The 15,738-nt window shown below is 65.7% G+C and carries 15 protein-coding genes; 5 read left to right on the top strand and 10 right to left on the bottom strand.

The genetic code is table 11. The features are described 5' to 3' along the window. Positions 1-6: 6 nt before the first annotated feature. Positions 7-894: a branched-chain amino acid ABC transporter permease gene (locus tag ACP5M5_RS05365; RefSeq protein WP_114913185.1), complete on the top strand. Its 888-nt coding sequence runs from the start codon at positions 7-9 to the stop codon at positions 892-894. Between the two features lies 1 nt (position 895). After that, the gene (locus tag ACP5M5_RS05360) at positions 896-1,831 is read left to right on the top strand and encodes a branched-chain amino acid ABC transporter permease (protein WP_427936028.1); all 936 of its coding nucleotides are present in this window, start codon (positions 896-898) and stop codon (positions 1,829-1,831) included. Between the two features lie 202 nt (positions 1,832-2,033). Here ACP5M5_RS05360 and parC read toward each other — a convergent pair whose 3' ends face one another. The 5 genes from parC to ACP5M5_RS05335 form a co-directional block, all read right to left on the bottom strand. Continuing rightward, positions 2,034-4,268, bottom strand: coding sequence for a DNA topoisomerase IV subunit A (gene parC / locus ACP5M5_RS05355; protein WP_427936026.1), 2,235 nt, complete (start codon positions 4,266-4,268; stop codon positions 2,034-2,036). A 23-nt stretch (positions 4,269-4,291) separates the two neighbouring features. Beyond that, positions 4,292-5,044, bottom strand: a complete 753-nt coding sequence (recO, locus tag ACP5M5_RS05350; protein ID WP_427936024.1) for a DNA repair protein RecO — start codon at positions 5,042-5,044, stop codon at positions 4,292-4,294. A gap of 64 nt (positions 5,045-5,108) precedes the next feature. Next, positions 5,109-5,600, bottom strand: coding sequence for a hypothetical protein (locus ACP5M5_RS05345; RefSeq protein WP_427936023.1), 492 nt, complete (start codon positions 5,598-5,600; stop codon positions 5,109-5,111). 99 nt (positions 5,601-5,699) lie between these two features. Then, positions 5,700-7,112: a bifunctional enoyl-CoA hydratase/phosphate acetyltransferase gene (locus ACP5M5_RS05340; protein WP_427936022.1), complete on the bottom strand. Its 1,413-nt coding sequence runs from the start codon at positions 7,110-7,112 to the stop codon at positions 5,700-5,702. A 12-nt stretch (positions 7,113-7,124) separates the two neighbouring features. Further along, positions 7,125-8,900: a PHA/PHB synthase family protein gene (locus tag ACP5M5_RS05335; protein ID WP_427936021.1), complete on the bottom strand. Its 1,776-nt coding sequence runs from the start codon at positions 8,898-8,900 to the stop codon at positions 7,125-7,127. 189 nt (positions 8,901-9,089) lie between these two features. On the opposite strand from ACP5M5_RS05335, the gene ACP5M5_RS05330 reads away from it, so the two are divergent. From ACP5M5_RS05330 to ACP5M5_RS05320, 3 genes are all read left to right on the top strand, one after another. Continuing rightward, positions 9,090-11,012 (top strand): SurA N-terminal domain-containing protein, encoded by a 1,923-nt coding sequence (locus ACP5M5_RS05330; RefSeq protein ID WP_427936019.1) that lies wholly within the window; start codon positions 9,090-9,092, stop codon positions 11,010-11,012. 46 nt (positions 11,013-11,058) lie between these two features. Further along, positions 11,059-12,576, top strand: a complete 1,518-nt coding sequence (gene trpE / locus ACP5M5_RS05325; RefSeq protein WP_427936018.1) for an anthranilate synthase component I — start codon at positions 11,059-11,061, stop codon at positions 12,574-12,576. Between the two features lie 100 nt (positions 12,577-12,676). Further along, positions 12,677-13,255, top strand: a complete 579-nt coding sequence (locus ACP5M5_RS05320) for a carboxymuconolactone decarboxylase family protein (protein WP_427936016.1) — start codon at positions 12,677-12,679, stop codon at positions 13,253-13,255. A gap of 11 nt (positions 13,256-13,266) precedes the next feature. Here the strand turns inward: ACP5M5_RS05320 and otsB are convergent, their stop codons facing one another. From otsB to ACP5M5_RS05295, 5 genes are all read right to left on the bottom strand, one after another. After that, complete coding sequence (otsB, locus tag ACP5M5_RS05315; protein ID WP_427936015.1) at positions 13,267-13,974, bottom strand: trehalose-phosphatase; 708 nt, start codon at positions 13,972-13,974, stop codon at positions 13,267-13,269. Further along, entirely contained in the window at positions 13,965-14,453 is a 489-nt protein-coding gene (locus ACP5M5_RS05310; RefSeq protein WP_427936013.1) for a DUF2155 domain-containing protein, read from the bottom strand. The genes otsB and ACP5M5_RS05310 overlap by 10 nt, the downstream gene beginning before the upstream one ends. 92 nt (positions 14,454-14,545) lie before the next feature. Continuing rightward, on the bottom strand, positions 14,546-14,755 hold the full coding sequence (locus ACP5M5_RS05305) for a hypothetical protein (RefSeq protein ID WP_114913174.1): 210 nt from the start codon (positions 14,753-14,755) through the stop codon (positions 14,546-14,548). Then, positions 14,752-15,264 carry an outer membrane lipid asymmetry maintenance protein MlaD gene (gene mlaD / locus ACP5M5_RS05300; RefSeq protein WP_427936011.1) on the bottom strand — a complete coding sequence of 171 codons (513 nt, stop codon included), beginning with the start codon at positions 15,262-15,264 and terminating at the stop codon, positions 14,752-14,754. Before mlaD ends, ACP5M5_RS05305 begins: the two co-directional genes overlap by 4 nt. Positions 15,265-15,270: 6 nt before the next feature. Further along, complete coding sequence (locus tag ACP5M5_RS05295) at positions 15,271-15,624, bottom strand: NADH:ubiquinone oxidoreductase subunit NDUFA12 (protein WP_427936010.1); 354 nt, start codon at positions 15,622-15,624, stop codon at positions 15,271-15,273. Positions 15,625-15,738 lie beyond the last annotated feature (114 nt).

The raw sequence follows: 15,738 nt of genomic DNA, 5'->3' as shown, positions 1-15,738 counted from the left end.
AGAGAGATGTTCAGCATTTTCGGTGTTCCCGCGCCCTTATTGTTCGGCCAACTTCTGCTCGGCCTCATCAATGGGGGATTCTACGCGATGCTGTCGCTCGGTCTCGCGGTGATCTTCGGGATGCTGAACATCATCAATTTCGCCCATGGTGCGATGTTCATGATGGGCGCCTTCGTCGCCTGGATGCTGCTCAATTATCTTGGCATAAACTACTGGTTCGCGTTGCTGCTGGCGCCGCTCATCGTCGGCGCTTTCGGCTTCGTGCTCGAAAAAACCATCATCAGCCGGCTTTACGCGCTCGATCATCTCTATGGCCTCTTGCTCACCTTCGGCCTAGCGCTAGTGCTCGAAGGCTTGTTTCGCAATGCTTATGGCAGCTCGGGCATGCCCTATCAGATTCCGGCGCTGCTCAGCGGCGCGGTCAATCTTGGCTTCATGTTCCTGCCGGTTTATCGCGGCTGGGTGATCGTCGCGGCGCTCGTCGTGTGCATCGCGACCTGGATGCTGATCGAGAAAACCAAGCTCGGCTCTCTGTTGCGCGCGGCGACCGAAAATCCGGCACTGGTGCAGGCTTTCGGCGTCAATGTGCCGCGTCTGGTGACGTTGACCTTTGCCGGCGGGGTCGCGCTCGCGGCCTTCGCCGGAGTCCTTGCGGCGCCGATCTATTCGGTCAACCCCAATATGGGATCGAATTTCATCAACACCGTGTTCGCGGTGGTGGTGATCGGCGGCATGGGTTCGATTTTCGGCGCCATCGTCTCGGGCTTCGGCCTCGGTGTGATCGAAGGGTTGACCAAGGTGTTTTATCCGCAGGCCTCGGACACCGTGATTTTCGTTGTCATGGTGCTGGTCCTACTCACGCGGCCGGCGGGTCTCTTCGGAAAGGCCGCTTGAGATGCGTGGGCAGAAGACGTCCCAGCTTATCGCTTTTTTCGTCCTCATCGCGCTCGTCATCGCCTCGCCGAGCGTGCTCTATCCGGTTTTCGTCATGAAGGTGCTGTGCTTTGCGCTGTTTGCGTGCGCCTTCAATCTCCTGATCGGCTATGTCGGTCTGCTGTCGTTCGGGCATGCCGCGTTTTTCGGCCTCGGGGCTTATGTCACCGCGTGGACGGCGAAGACTTGGGGCCTGACACCGGAGATCGCGATCCTGCTCGGCGGCGTGAGCGGTGCTGCGCTCGGCACCGTGTTCGGCTGGCTCGCCATCCGCCGCCAGGGACTCTATTTCGCGATGATTACGTTGGCTCTCGCGCAGATGGTGTATTTCTTCTGTGTCGAAGCGCCCTTCACCGGCGGCGAGGACGGCATTCAGCAAGTGCCGCGCGGGAAACTGTTCGGCGTCTTCTCACTCGCCAACGACATGTCGATTTACTGGCTAGTCGCGGTGATCTTTCTCGTCGGCTTCTTCCTACTCAACCGCGCCATTCATTCGCCGTTCGGCCAGGTGCTGAAAGCAATCCGCGAGAACGAGCCGCGCGCGACCTCACTCGGCTATCGCACCGACAGCTACAAGCTGATCGCCTTCATCCTCTCGACTTTCATCGCCGGGATCGCCGGCGGTACCAAGTCGTTGGTTTTCGGTATCGCGACGCTCACCGATGTTCATTGGTCGATGTCGGGTGAGGTGGTGCTGATGACCCTTCTCGGTGGCCTCGGCACCATTTTCGGGCCGGTGATGGGGGCCCTCGTGGTGACGACGATGGAAAACTATCTCGCTCCGTTCGGCGCTTGGGTGACGGTAACGCAGGGACTGATCTTCATTGCCTGCGTGCTCGCCTTCCGCCGCGGCATCGTCGGCGAAATCGGTGCCAAGCTGAAGCTCTCGTTTTACTGAGCGGGCTAGATCCAAGGTCCCTGCCGGTTGACGCTCGTTTCGCTCTGATAGGCGGTTCGGCAAGAAGCGATAGCGGCGCGGCGTCGATCGCCGCACGCGAGACGCCATCCGACTGATGTCGGTTGAGCGCGCGCCAATCCCAAGACTGCCCAGCCCCGAAAGCTCATCACCAGATCAAAAAAACTCGCATTTTGACGGGGGACTATTCAAATCTCCCACTCTTTGGAAACCCTGTCGGTACCGCGCGCCCGGCCTGGCCGCGGGCGCCGAGCCAAGGCGTGAGGTTGGTTTCCGTCCGCGTCTTGCCGCCCCATCGCCACCTCAGCCCTTCGGCGAGCGTGAAAAGCTTGAGATCGGCGAGTGTGCCATCGCGATATTTTTGCAGGATCACCCCGGCGCCGCGCGCCATTTCGGGCACTTGCTCCAGCGGAAACACTAGCAATTTCCGGTTTTGGCCGACGACGGCGACATGATCGCCCGCGAGCGGTGTGCAGAGCATGACTTCTTCGCCGGATTTCACGTTGAAAACTTGCTTGCCGGTGCGTTTTTCGGCGAGCAGATCCTCGGCGCGGACCGTGAAACCGCGCCCAGCGCTGGACGCAAGGAGATAGCGCGCGCCCTCGCGCCAGACGAACAGCGTCGCGACATCGACCTCGTTGCCGAGATCGGCGAGCAGCCGCACTGGCTGGCCGTCCCCGCGGCCACGCGGCAGATCGGCGGCGCGCAGCGTATGCGCACGGCCGTTGGTTGCGATCAAGCACAGCCGGTCGGTGGTTTCGCAAGGAAGGAGGAGGCGCAGCCGGTCACCTTCCTTGAATTTCAGCTCGGCGCCATCAGCGAGATGGCCGCGAACGGCGCGGAGCCAGCCTTTTTCGGAAAGAATGACGGTGATCGGCTCACGCTCGATGAAAGCGTCTTCGGCGACCGCGACCGGCGCCACCGCCGCCGCGATCTGGGTGCGCCGCGCGCCGAGCGGACCCTTGGCGAATTCCGCCCCGGTCGCCGCCACCTCCGCACTGATCCGCGCCCAGCGCCGCGCGGGATCGGCGAGGAGCGCCGTGAGATCCTTCTGCTCGCTCGCCAGGGCCTTGCGCTCCTTGCGGATTTCCATCTCCTCGAGGCGGCGCAAGGCGCGCAGCCGCATGTTGAGGATCGCCTCGGCCTGAGTCTCACTCAGAGCGAAACGGGCCATCAGCCGTTCTTTTGGCGCGTCCTCGGTGCGGATGATGGTGATCACCTCGTCGAGATTGAGATAGACCGCGAGATAGCCGTCGAGCAGCTCGATCCGGCGCGCGATCGCGGCAAGCCGGTGGCGCGCGCGGCGTTCGAGCACCTCGTGACGATGATCGAGCCAGGCGCGGAGCAGCGCTTTGAGACCCATGACGCGCGGCGTGCGGCCGCCATCGAGGACGTTCATGTTGAGGCTGACGCGGGTCTCGAGAGCGGTTGCGCGAAACAGCGTCTCCATCAGCATTGCGGGATCGACGTTGCGGGCGCGCGGCTCGAACACGAGGCGCACCGTCGCATCGCTTTCATCGCGGAGATCGGCGAGCAGCGGCAATTTCTTCTCCTCGATCAAGGCGGCGATCTGCTCGATGAGCCGCGCCTTGGCGATCTGATAGGGGATCTCGGTCACGACGACGCGCCAAGTGCCGTGCTTGCCTTGCTCGACTTCGAAGCGGGCGCGAAGCCGGAGGCTGCCGCGCCCGGTGTCATAGGCGGCGAGCAGGGTTTCGGCGTCTTCGACGAGGATGCCGCCGGTTGGAAAATCCGGGCCAGGCATGAAGCGAAGGAGGTCGGCGGTGCTCGCCTCGGGATGATGGATGAGATGGACGGCGGCGGCGCAGATTTCTCCGGCATTGTGCGGCGGGATATTGGTTGCCATGCCCACCGCGATGCCGCTGGCACCATTGGCGAGAAGGTTGGGAAAGGCCGCCGGCAGCACCACCGGCTCAAGCTCCTCACCGTCATAGGTCGGGCGAAAATCGACGGCGTTTTCCGCAATCCCCTCGAGCAGCGCTTGCGCGACCGCCGTCATCCGCGCCTCGGTGTAACGCATGGCGGCGGCGTTATCGCCGTCGATATTGCCGAAATTGCCCTGGCCTTCGACCAGCGGATAGCGCGCGGCGAAATCCTGGGCGAGGCGGACCAGGGCCTCGTAAACCGCGACGTCGCCATGGGGATGGAATTTGCCGATCACGTCGCCGACGACGCGGGCGCATTTTTTGAACCCGGCGGCGGGATCGAGGCGCAATTGCTGCATGGCGTAAAGCAGCCGGCGATGAACCGGCTTCAGCCCGTCCCGCGGATCGGGGAGAGAGCGTGCCATGATGGTGGAAAGCGCGTAGGCGAGATAACGCTCGCCGAGGGCGTCGGCGAGCGGCGCCTCGTGAACGCGCCCAGCGGATGGGGGGTCGGGGATCAAGACATCGGACATCGGCGGCTCCTCGCGGCGTTCCCCTATTGGCTAAGCTCCCGCTCGGCGAGCTGCAAGACGCGCTGGTAAAGCGCCTGCCGCGGCGCCGGAAGCGGCTGATGGCGGCTGCCGAAGGCCTCGCGGGCGAGGAAATGGCCGGACAAACGCAGCCCCGCGGCAAGCGCGCCGGCATCGATCGCCGCCTCCGGGTCGTGGAGGAACGCCGGGAGCGGCAGCAGCCGTTCGCGCCAGGGGCCTGCCGCCGCCCGGCTCACGGCGCGGCCGCTGCGTGGCGAGACGAAGGCAAGGTCTTCCCCCACCCCGGTCAGCGCGCATGACGAAAGATCAAGGCCATAGCCGAGTTCGGCGAGCAGCCCGATTTCAAAACGAACCAGCGCAGCAAGCCCCGCGGGCGCCGATTCGGACCCCGAAACCCCCTCGATCAGACGCCAAAGCGCGGCAAAAACCCGCGGATGCGGCGCCTGTTCGGGAAGGGCCCCGGCAACCGTCGCACAGATCGCCGTGAGCATCGCCAAGCGCAGCGGATCATCGAGCACCAGCGCGGCAGCGGCGCGGATAGGTTCGCCGCTGAACTGGCCGAGCTGTTCCGCAAGCCGCCCCTGCCAGCGCGCGGCGATGAGATTGCCGGTTTGCCACAGCGCCGCCTGACGTCGCCCCTGGCCGCCGCGCACCAGCCCGCGCCGCAGCCCTTCGGCTTCGCTGAGCACATGTGCCACCGCATCATGCTCACCATGCGGTCGCAACGCGAGAATGATCGCCGGGGCCTGCCATTCCATCTCGGCATTGTGCCGCCCCGCGCGCGTCTGCGAAAGCGGCTCGTCCGCCCTTCGCGCCCGCCCCTCAGGCCGCCGCCTTGGCCGCCGGCGCCCGCCGATTCGCGGGGTGAACAGGCTCCCGCTCTGGCAATTCCGCCGCAACATCCGCAGCCCACCCCCCGAACGCGGTTTGCGCCGCATCGAAGAAGCATTGCGACAGCTCATCCGTCATTCGCCGCATCGCGACGAGATTGCGATGAAAGCGCTTGCGCGCGAGATCGATCTGCTGGGCCGGCAGCGGCAGCAACGCGCCACCATCGCGAAGCCGCGTCAGATCGCCATAATCTTCGGCGAGAAGCTGCTGCGCGAGGCTCACCTGATGCTGCGACAAAGCGACCATGCCTTCCATGAGCCGCGCATTTGCCGCTGTCAGATGCTGCCAGCTCTCCTGCCAGGCAAGCGCGTTGGGTTGGCTGTCACCGAAGCCGAAAGAGCCGCCCCCGGCGCGCTGCCACAGCGCCTTCCAATTTGCCCAGAGATCTGAGGGGGGGCTTTGCTGAGACGTCACGTCCGACATGGCTTCTCTCCTCGTTTTCTATGATGTCGTATGCGTTTTCTAGCGACCAGCGTCGGCGAATGCTTTGATCGGAGTCAAATTCCCACGGTTTTTCCGCCCTCAGCTGCTCACGCGGCGGGCGCGCGCCAGCAGCACCGCGACCGCGGCAGACGCGATTCGGGTGCGGGCGCTGTCGGCACGGCTGGTGAGAATGATCGGCACGCGCGCGCCAAGCACGACGCCGGCGGCATCCGCCCCGGCGAGAAACGTCAATTGCTTGGCGAGCATGTTGCCGGCCTCGAGGTCAGGCACGACGAAAATATCGGCGCGCCCGGCAACCTCGGAGACGATGTGTTTTTCCCGCGCCGCCTCCACGCTCACCGCGTTATCGAAAGCGAGCGGCCCATCGACCCGCGCCCCGGTGATCTGGCCACGATCCGCCATCTTGCACAGCGCCGCCGCATCCAGCGTCGAACGCAGCTTCGGATTGACAGTCTCGACGGCCGAAAGAATGGCGACTTTCGGCTCGACGATCCCCATGGCTTGCGCAAGATCGATGGCGTTTTGAACGATATCGCGCTTTTCCTCGAGCGTCGGCGCGATATTGATCGCGGCATCGGTGATCAGGAGCGGCCGGTCATGGCCGGGCACATCCATCATATAGACATGGCTGATCCGCCGCGCGGTTTGCAAGCCATGCACCGGATCGACCACCGCATGCATCAATTCATCGGTATGCAAGGCCCCCTTCATGACGATCTCGGCCTTCGCTTCCCGCACCATGGCGCAGGCGGTTTCTGCCGCGGCGCGCGCACCCGCCGCCGGGATCAGCGTCATCGCCGCGATGTCGATCCTGGCCTCGCTGGCGGCGGCGCGGATTTTGTCCTCCGGGCCGATCAGCAGCGGCACGATCAGTCCCGCGGCGGCGGCCTCGGCGGCGGCTTCGATCGAGAGCGCGTCACAGGGATAGACGATCGCGGTCCTAAGCGGCGCGCCGCCTTGCGCCTTGGCCACGAGTTCGCGAAACCGCCCGTGACGGCTCAGGCGAACTTCCGGAAGCTCCGTGCGCGGGAGGCTGATTTTCTCGAGCGGCGCCTTGACCTCGGCCGTGCCGGTGAGAATATCCTCCCCGTTCTGGTTGGTGCAGCGGCAATCGAGCACGACATGATCATGCCCCGATTTTTCGCGCACCGTGACGGTCGCGGTGATGGCATCGCCGATTCCAACCGGCCGCAAAAACCGCATGTCCTGGCGGAGATAAATCGTCCCCGGTCCCGGCAGCTTGGTGCCGAGCACGGCGGAGATCAGCCCGCCGCTCCACATGCCATGGGCGATGATGCGGTGGAAAAGATCATGGGCGGCGAAATTGGGATCGAGATGCGCCGGGTTGAAATCTCCCGACACCACCGCAAACAGCGCGATGTCATCGGCGCTCAAGGTCCGCGTGAGGCTGGCGCTTTCGCCGATCGCGATCTCGGCGAAGGTCCTGTTCTCGATCATCTCGGCCGCTTGGATCGCGGTTTTGGCGTCCATCAGTGTCTTCTCTCACGGTTCTAGAACATACTGGCCCGGCGCGTCGGCGCCGGCGGGATAACCGGCCTTGGCCGCACCCATCGCCGGCGGTGTGCCCGGCGGGCTCGAATGCTCACCGAGCCACGCCGCCCAGACCGGCCACCATGAGCCCTCCTCGGGCGCGGTGCGCGCCATCCATTCCTCGGGGCCGAGATAGGGCTCGCCGGTGATCCGGCGATGGCGGCGGAAATGGCGATGGGGGTGGCCGGGCTCGCTGACGATGCCGGCATTGTGCCCGCCGGAGGTGAGGACGAACGTCACATCGCCCTCGTTCAAGAGATGGATTTTATAGACCGAACGCCAGGGCGCGACATGGTCGCTCTCGGTGCCGACGACAAAAAACGGCACATGGATATCCCCGACCGCAACCGGATGGCCGCCGGCGATCAGCCGCCCTTCGGCGAGATCGTTGTTGAGGAACAGCCAGCGCAGATATTCGCTGTGCATCCGATAGGGCATGCGCGTGGTATCGGCGTTCCAGACCATCAGGTCACTCGGGTGCTCGCGTTCGCCGAGCAGATATTCCCGCACCATTCGCGACCAGATGAGATCGCGCGAGCGCAGCAATTGAAACGTCCCGGCCATCTGGCGGTTGTCGAGAAAGCCTTGTTGCCACATCAGATCTTCGAGAAACGCGAGTTGGCGTTCCGTGATGAAGAGCTGCAACTCGCCGGCTTCGGTGAAATCGGTTTGGGCTGCAAACAGGGTAACGCTCGCGAGACGCCGGTCGCCGTCGCGCGCCATCGCCGCCGCCGCAATCGCAAGCAGGGTGCCGCCGAGGCAATAGCCGCAGGCATGGATCGGATGCGCCCCCGCGATCGCGGTGATCGCGTCGATCGCTGCCATGACGCCAAGGCGGCGGTAATCGTCGAGCCCGATATCGCGCGATTCAACCCCGGGATTGTGCCAGGAGAGGCAGAACACCGTGAATCCCTGGTCGACGAGATAGCGGATCAACGAATTGTGTTGCGAGAGATCGAGAATGTAATATTTCATGATCCAGGCTGGCACGATGAGAACCGGCTCGGGCCGCACCATCGCCGTGGTCGGGCGGTACTGGATCAGTTCCATCAGGCCGTTGCGCAGCACCACTTTGCCGGCCGTCGCCGCGATATCGCGCCCGACGGCGAGCGGCAGGCGCGAGCGCCCGCTCGCCGCAGCGGCGCTGTCTTCGAGGAAATTCTGCCAGCCCGCGAGGAAATTCCGCCCGCCGGAATTCACCGCAGCGGCGATGATTTCGGGATTGAGGGCGGGAAAATTGCTCGGCGAGAAGACATCGAGCCATTGCCGCGTGAGGAAGGCGACCATCCGCTGGCTCGCCGTCTCCATCCCGCGCAGCGGCTGGGTCGCTGCGTCGTAAAAGCTCTCCGTCCGCAAGAACGCCTGCTGATAGGCGTAAAACGGTATTTCCTGCCAGCGCGGATCGCCAAAGCGATGATCGCTCGCGGCGACCGGCTGCGGCGTGCGATCGAACCCGAGCAGATCGCGGGCAAATGCTTCCGCCGAGCCGAGCGCGGCGCGCGCCAGCTCGGCGCGGCGGTGCGGGTGGCTCGCCAGCGCCGTCGCCCAATCGAGAAAGGCGAACCCGATCTCGGTCGGGGAAAACCCGCCAAAGAGCCGTGCGATCGCGGCCGTGAGCAGCCGATCCGCGGCCATCGCATCATCATCCGAAGGCGGCCAGGAGGGCAGCGGGCGCGGCGGCGAAACGGTGGCTGCGGCGAGCGGTGACACGGGGCTGATCTCGTCCATCGGCTTTCCTTCGGGGTGTGTGCCAACCCTGCTTCATACACCATAACGACCGACAACCCCGCCTTGACCGAGATCAAGACCCGCCAACACGAGGCCGCGAGGCGAACGATCGCCCCCCGCGATCGCGGCTCTGGCCTTTGAGCCCGGGCTTTTCTATGGTGCGCCGCCTTCCCCGAGAGGATTTCGTCTATGCTCGCCAGATTTCGTAACCATCTCAATTCCTGGTTCGTCCGGGCGCTGTTTTTACTCCTCGTGCTCGCCTTCGCGGTCTGGGGGGTAGGAGACGTGGTCCGGCTGATCGGCGGCGATCCGGCGGTGGCGACCGTTGCCGGGCAAAAACTCGATGCGACGACCGTCGCCAACGCGTTTCAGAGCCAGTTGCAGGCAACCGAGCGGCAAATGGGCGCGGACGCGACCCCGACGCCGGCGATGCGCCGTGAGGTCGCGCTCAAGACGATCGAAATCCTCATCACCCAGGCGGCGATGAACGCCAAGGCGAAGGCGCTCGGGATCGTGGTGCCGGATGCCGCGCTGCGGCAAGCGGTGTTCGCGATCCCGGCGTTCCAGGGCCCGGCGGGCAGCTTCGATCGCCGCCAGTTCGAGATGGTCTTGCAGAAAAATGGCCTCGATGAAGGCCGCTTCCTCGACATGCTGCGCGGCGACATGCGCGAGCAGGAAATCCTCGGCGCGCTTCGCGCCGGCGTCACCCCGCCCGAGACCCTGCTGCGCGCCGTACTGATCTATCAGGACCAAACCCGCGCTGCCGACGCCGTGGAACTTCCTTTCAACGCCGCAGCGCCGCCGCCCGCGCCCACCGAGGCTCAGCTTAAACGCTATTACGAAAACCATCCCGGCGATTTCAGCGCGCCGGAATATCGCCGCATCAAGGCGGTGGTACTGTCCGCCGACACCATCCTCAAATCGATCACCGTCCCCGAGGACGAGATCCGCCAAGCTTTCGAGCAACGCAAGGCGGAGTTTTCCAAGCCGGAAACCCGCGCGATCGAGGTCGTCGTCGCGCGGACCGAAGAGGCGGCGAGCAAACTTGCGATCACCTGGCGCGCCGGCGCGGACTGGACGGAGATGACCAAGGCCGCCGAGCAGGCCGGGGAATCGACCTTGAGTCTCGATGCCGCGACGCCATCGCAAATCCCGGTGCCCGAACTCGCCAAGGCGATTTTCGCCGCCGAGCCCGGGGTCATCTCCGGGCCGCTCAAAACCGATCTCGCTTGGTACGTCGCCCGCGTCGTCAAGGTCAACCCCCCGAGCAGTGAGGGCTTCGACGCCGTCAAAGGCCGCCTGGGCGACGAGCTTGCGCGGCAAAAAGCCAATGAGCAGCTCGATAAATATGCGACCAAGCTCGAAGACGCGATCGCCGGGAGCGGCGGGCTCGACCAAATCCCTGGCGATCTCGGCGCGGTCGGCATCGCCGGCACGCTGGATGCCGAGGGGATGACGCCAGATGGCAAACCGGCGCCGCTGCCCGGCCCCGAGGCGCTGAACAAGGCGCTGCTGGCCGCGGCTTTCGAGATGAAAAAGGGCGAGCCGCCGCGCCTTGCGCAAACCCGCGACGAAGCCGCCCCCGGCAGCCCGCCACCGCCGCCGGCTTATTATGCCGTCAGTGTCGAAGACATCATCCCGCCCAAGCTCAAGCCTTTCGAGCAGGTCAAGCCCGACGTCACCCGCGCCTGGATCGAGGCCGCCCAACGCCACGCTCAGGAAATGACCGCTGCGGCGCTGCTTGCCGCCGTCGAAGGCGGCCAAAGCCTCGGCGATGCGGCGCTCAAGGCCGGGGTTCGGATGCGGCGCCTGCCGCCCGTCAAGCGTTTCGCCGGCGCCGAAGGCGTCCCGGCGGCGCTGCTCGCGCCGCTTTTCGCCTTGAAACCGGGTGAGCCGACGATGATCGAAACCAATGATAGTTTCGTGGTCGCGGTGCCCGCCGAAATCCATGACCCCGACCCCAAGACCGACACAGCCGAATATGAGAAGATCCGCGCCTCGATGCAGAAGCGGCTCAGCGACGATATCGAAGAGATCTATGTCGCCGCCGTCCGCAGCGCTGCCCACCCCGAGGTCAATCAAGCCCTGCTAAACCAGATCGCCGCCCCCTGACCCACGTCCCGAACCAGCCGCCGATGCCGCGCCAGAGGAATACCCGATGACCACCCCCCCGGAGTTCGCCGCCTTCCGCGAGCATTATGACAGTGGACGCGGGGCTTTGGTTTCCTGGCGCGGGGTGGCCGATCTCGAAACCCCGGTCGCGGCGTTTCTCAAGCTCGCCCACGGCCGGCCCAATTCGTTCCTGCTCGAAAGCATCGAAGGCGGCGCCGCGCGCGGGCGCTATTCGATCATCGGCCTCGATCCCGATCTGATCTGGCGCTGTCGCGGTGGTTGCGCCGAAATCAACCGTGACGCTCTGGCCGCGCCGCACGCTTTCACCCCCGACCCGCGCCCGCCGCTCGAGAGTCTGCGCGCCGTGATCGCTGAAACCCGCCTCGAGGTGCCGGAAAACCTGCCGCCGATGGCCGGCGGTCTCGTCGGCTATCTCGGCTATGACATGGTGCGGCTGATGGAGGCGCTGCCGAGCGATAAGCCCGATCCGCTCGCGCTGCCCGACTCGATCCTGGTGCGCCCGACACTGTTTGCGATTTTCGACACCGTGAAAGACGAGTTGTCACTGATCACCCCGGTCTATCCGCAAGCCGGGGTTACCGCCGATGCCGCTTTCGCCCTGGCGCAAACGCGTCTCGCGGCGGCAGAGGCGGCGCTCAACCGGCCGCTGCCGCACCCGCCGCCGCCGGTCTCCTTGCCGCCGATGGCCGAGCCGAGTTCTAACTTCACCAAAGCGGAATTCATTGCCGCCGTCGAGCGCGCGAAGGAATACATCTTCGCCGGCGATGCCTTCCAGATCGTCCCCAGCCAGCGCTTTTCCGCCCCCTTCGCCTTGCCGCCCTTCGCCCTCTATCGCGCGCTCCGGCGCATCAACCCGGCGCCGTTCCTGTTTTTCCTCGATTTCGGCGGCTTCGCGGTGGTCGGCAGCAGCCCGGAAATCCTGGTGCGGCTCAGAGACGGCATCGTCACCATCCGCCCACTTGCCGGCACCCGCCGGCGCGGCGCGACGCGCGATGAGGATCTCGCGTTGGAGGCCGAACTGCTCGCCGATCCCAAGGAACGCGCCGAGCACCTCATGCTGCTCGATCTCGGCCGCAACGATGTCGGCCGCGTCGCCGAAATCGGCTCGGTGCGCGTCACCGAAAGCTTTTCGATCGAACGCTTCAGCCATGTCATGCACATCATGTCGGACGTCCAGGGCAGGCTCCGCCCAGGGCTCGACGCGGTCGACGCGCTGGTCGCCGGCTTTCCCGCCGGCACGCTGACCGGCGCGCCCAAGGTGCGGGCGATGGCAATCATCGACGAGCTGGAGCCGGTGCGGCGCGGCCTCTATGCCGGCTGCATCGGCTATTTTGCCGCGAACGGCACCATGGATACCTGCATCGGCCTTCGCAGCGCTTTGGTCAAGGACGGGGTGATGCATGTCCAGGCCGGATGCGGCGTGGTCGCCGATTCCAACCCCGAAGCGGAATACGAGGAGACGCGCCAGAAAGCCCGCGCGCTGTTCCGCGCCGCCGAGGAAGCGGTGCGCTTCGCCGCCGATCGCGGGCCGCGGTCAGGATAAAAATGGGGAGGAGAAAGATTTTGTTCTTTTTTGAAAAAAAGAACCAAAAAACTTTTGTCCCGTTTGGGGGATTGGCAAATTTTCTCAGGGAGAAGCGTTTATGACAGCATCCAGCACCGGCGCGGCACAGCGCCTGCCCCCGATCGATCCCGCGGACTGGACGCCGGAGCAGAAAAAAGTCGCCGACGAAATCGTCTCCGGCCCGCGTGGCGGCATGCCGGGCCCGTTCAACGCCTGGCTGCGCAGCCCCGATCTCGCCGCACGGTTTCAGAAAGTCGGCGAATATGCGCGGTTCATGACGTCGCTGCCGCCGGCGCTCAATGAACTCGCCATCCTGCTGGTCGCGCGCGACTGGTCGGCGGCCTTTGAATGGTATGCGCATTATCAGCTCGCGATGAAGGCCGGCCTCTCGCCCGCCATCGCCGACGCCATCGCCCAGCGCCGCCGCCCCGCAACCATGAGCGAAGATGAGGCGATGGTGTATGATTTCGTCCACGAGTTGCTGCAAAAACGAAACGTCTCGGACGCGGCTTTCGAGAAAGTCCGGAAGCGATTCGGCGAACGCGGCGTCGTCGATCTCATCGGCACCGCCGGCTACTATGTCGCGGTGTCGATGACCCTCAACGTCGCCGGCGTGCCGGTGCCGGCGGGGAGCAGCGTGCCGAGCCTGTCCGATTAGGCGAGGCGGGGTTAGGCAAGGCCGGCGAGCCAGGCGCGTACACCCGCCGGGTCGCCAAACGCCTCGGCAACGAAAACCCCCTGCCCACCCGCTTCGCGTGCCGCATCCATCCCGTCGGCGTCAGTGACGTCGTCGCCGATGAATACCGGCGTCCGTCCGGCGAAGGGCGGGCGGGCGAGCAGAAAACGCACTGCCGAGCCCTTGTCGGCCCCACGCGGGCGGATTTCCCAGGCCATGTGCGAGGGGAGCAGTGCAAAACGCTCCGCATCCGTCGCGACCAGCGCGGCAAGCGGCGCCGCGAGCGCGTCCTTGGCCTCGGGGATGGCGCGGTAATGGACCACTAAGCCACGCGCCTTCGGTTCATAAAGCGCGCCGGGGTGGGCTGCGACCAAGCGTATCGCCGCCTCGCGCCACGCTTGCGGCACCGAGGGGAGATCGGGGCGCAAAACCGCGTGCCCGGGCGCGAGGCGAAACACCCCGCCATGCTCGCCGGCCAGCGCCACCGGAATGCCGGGGAGAAAATGGTCGAGATCGGCGAGCGGCCGGCCACTCACCAGGGCGAGCGCACCATCGAGACGCCGCGCGAGCCGCGCGAGGAGATCACCAAGTCCAGGCGGGATGACGACGCTATCGGGCGTTGGCGCCAGTTCGACCAGCGTTCCATCAAAATCGAGCAAAAGCGCGAGGCGCTCGCGCGGCGGCAGATCACTCAGTGGCATGCCAGCACGCGGAGATCGTAAATCGGGTTTTCGAGGATGGCGAGGGCCGGCTCGGCGGCGAACATCCAGCCCGAGAAACCGGGCGCGCCGGGGCGCGCATCGCTGACCTCAAGAAAGGCGGCGGCGTCCAGCGCCTGATCGGGAGGGCGTGCGAGGCAGGCGCGGACAGCGATGGTGAGGGCGCCGAAATGCCCGCTTTGGCCAACCGGAACCTCGATCCGGGCGACGCGGACATCATGCTTGTCGAGCGCCTGCAAGGTCGCGATACCACGCGGCTGCCAGTCGGGGGACAGCAACACCGTCTGCGGCGCCGAAGAAGGCGGCGCGGCGGGCGGCGTCATCGTCGTCGCGGGCGGAGCGGCCTCGGGCGCCGGCGTTGCCGCGACCCCACCGAGCGCCGGCGTGTCGGGCGGCGCGGCCTCGGCGGGCGGCAGCAGCGGCTCAGACTGGATCACCGTCGGGTCCGAAGGCGCCAGCAAGGGACGCGGGCCATCGGGCGTTTGCGCGAGCCCCGGCCTCCAAAGCAACGCGCCGAAGAACATAGCGGCGGCGACCCCTCGCCTCACCCGCGTCACGCGCCGCGCGGTGATTTCAGCGACGCGACCAGATCGGTCAGAATCCGCCGCGCCGCCGCCTCATCCACCCCCATCAACAAAGCGTCCTCGAACATGTCCTGCATGACGGTTGCGAGTTCCTGATAATTCTCCGCAAGCACGCGCAATTTTTCCCGGCACGCGACCGGCGTGCCATCGCTCTGCGGCCAGATCAGCGGCGCGGTCACGGCTTGCCGCCGTCCCCGCCATCGCCGGTGGCGCCGTGACCGTCGGTCTTGTTGGCGTTGCTCATATTGGCCATGGAAAAGACGAATTTGCCGAGCAGATCCTCGATATTGATCGAGGATTGGGTGATCTTGATGACCCCGTCGGGCGCCAGATCATGATCGTCCCCACCCGGCGAGAGGGAGAGATATTTGCCGCCCAGCAACCCGTCGCTGGTGATGACCGCGCCGCTATCGGTGGGCAGCTTGATGTCGTCGGCGACGGTCAGCGTCACCACCGCCTCGAACGTTTTCGGGTCGATCGCGGTCGCGGTGACGCTACCGACTTTGACGCCGGCAACCCGCACGTCCGAGCCGACGCCGAGACCATCGATTCTCTGGAAGCGTGCGGTAAGCGGATAGCCGCTCCCGGTCCGCTGCCCCGAATGGGCGACGGCAAAGGCGAGGAAGCCGCCAGCGATGACCAGCACGACGGCGCCGGTCAGAGTCTCGGCGAAATTGCGTTGTGCCACGCCGTCCTAGCTCCCGGGGCTCCAGGCCTCGTAATCGCCGGTCGCGCGGGCCCGCATGCCGCCCTCGTAATCATGCCCCGGCGGGCGATAGCTGGCTGGCGTGCCGGTAAGATTCGGCCGATGCGGCGCCTGCCACGGGCGGCGCGCGGTCTCGGGCAAGGGGGCGTCAGTCAGATGATGGAGCCAGGCGTGCCACTCCGCCGGCACCGCCGAGGCATCCTCGACCGCGCCATAGATCACCCAGCGCCGGGCGCGCTGGCCGGGGCGGGGTTTGCGCTCCTCGAAATACTGATTGCCGAGCGCGTCGCGCCCGATCGGGCGGCCGCGAAAGGTGATGAACAAGCGATGCATACGGTTCATGATGGCCCGACTATAAGCGACAAAACCTCCGCGATCCACCCTGCGCGCTTGGGTCGCGGGCTGAGCCGCGCGGGGGCGCATCCCTGGTTCTTTTCTTTTCCCGCAATCTGCTAA

This window comes from Acidibrevibacterium sp. (assembly GCF_049965395.1).
GTDB classification, from domain to species: Bacteria; Pseudomonadota; Alphaproteobacteria; order Acetobacterales; family Acetobacteraceae; genus Acidibrevibacterium; species Acidibrevibacterium fodinaquatile.
This window is presented reverse-complemented; position numbering and strand designations above follow the sequence as displayed.

What these genes read in the sequence shown, in the direction of transcription:
- parC (WP_427936026.1), bottom strand. Translation starts at nt 4,268, where the DNA reads ATGTCCGATGTCTTGATCCCCGACCCCCCATCCGCTGGGCGCGTTCAC.
- ACP5M5_RS05365 (WP_114913185.1), top strand. Translation starts at nt 7, where the DNA reads ATGTTCAGCATTTTCGGTGTTCCCGCGCCCTTATTGTTCGGCCAACTT.
- ACP5M5_RS05320 (WP_427936016.1), top strand. Translation starts at nt 12,677, where the DNA reads ATGACAGCATCCAGCACCGGCGCGGCACAGCGCCTGCCCCCGATCGAT.
- ACP5M5_RS05330 (WP_427936019.1), top strand. Translation starts at nt 9,090, where the DNA reads ATGCTCGCCAGATTTCGTAACCATCTCAATTCCTGGTTCGTCCGGGCG.
- ACP5M5_RS05345 (WP_427936023.1), bottom strand. Translation starts at nt 5,600, where the DNA reads ATGTCGGACGTGACGTCTCAGCAAAGCCCCCCCTCAGATCTCTGGGCA.
- otsB (WP_427936015.1), bottom strand. Translation starts at nt 13,974, where the DNA reads ATGCCACTGAGTGATCTGCCGCCGCGCGAGCGCCTCGCGCTTTTGCTC.
- ACP5M5_RS05360 (WP_427936028.1), top strand. Translation starts at nt 896, where the DNA reads ATGCGTGGGCAGAAGACGTCCCAGCTTATCGCTTTTTTCGTCCTCATC.
- ACP5M5_RS05340 (WP_427936022.1), bottom strand. Translation starts at nt 7,112, where the DNA reads ATGGACGCCAAAACCGCGATCCAAGCGGCCGAGATGATCGAGAACAGG.
- trpE (WP_427936018.1), top strand. Translation starts at nt 11,059, where the DNA reads ATGACCACCCCCCCGGAGTTCGCCGCCTTCCGCGAGCATTATGACAGT.
- recO (WP_427936024.1), bottom strand. Translation starts at nt 5,044, where the DNA reads ATGGAATGGCAGGCCCCGGCGATCATTCTCGCGTTGCGACCGCATGGT.
- ACP5M5_RS05335 (WP_427936021.1), bottom strand. Translation starts at nt 8,900, where the DNA reads ATGGACGAGATCAGCCCCGTGTCACCGCTCGCCGCAGCCACCGTTTCG.
- ACP5M5_RS05295 (WP_427936010.1), bottom strand. Translation starts at nt 15,624, where the DNA reads ATGAACCGTATGCATCGCTTGTTCATCACCTTTCGCGGCCGCCCGATC.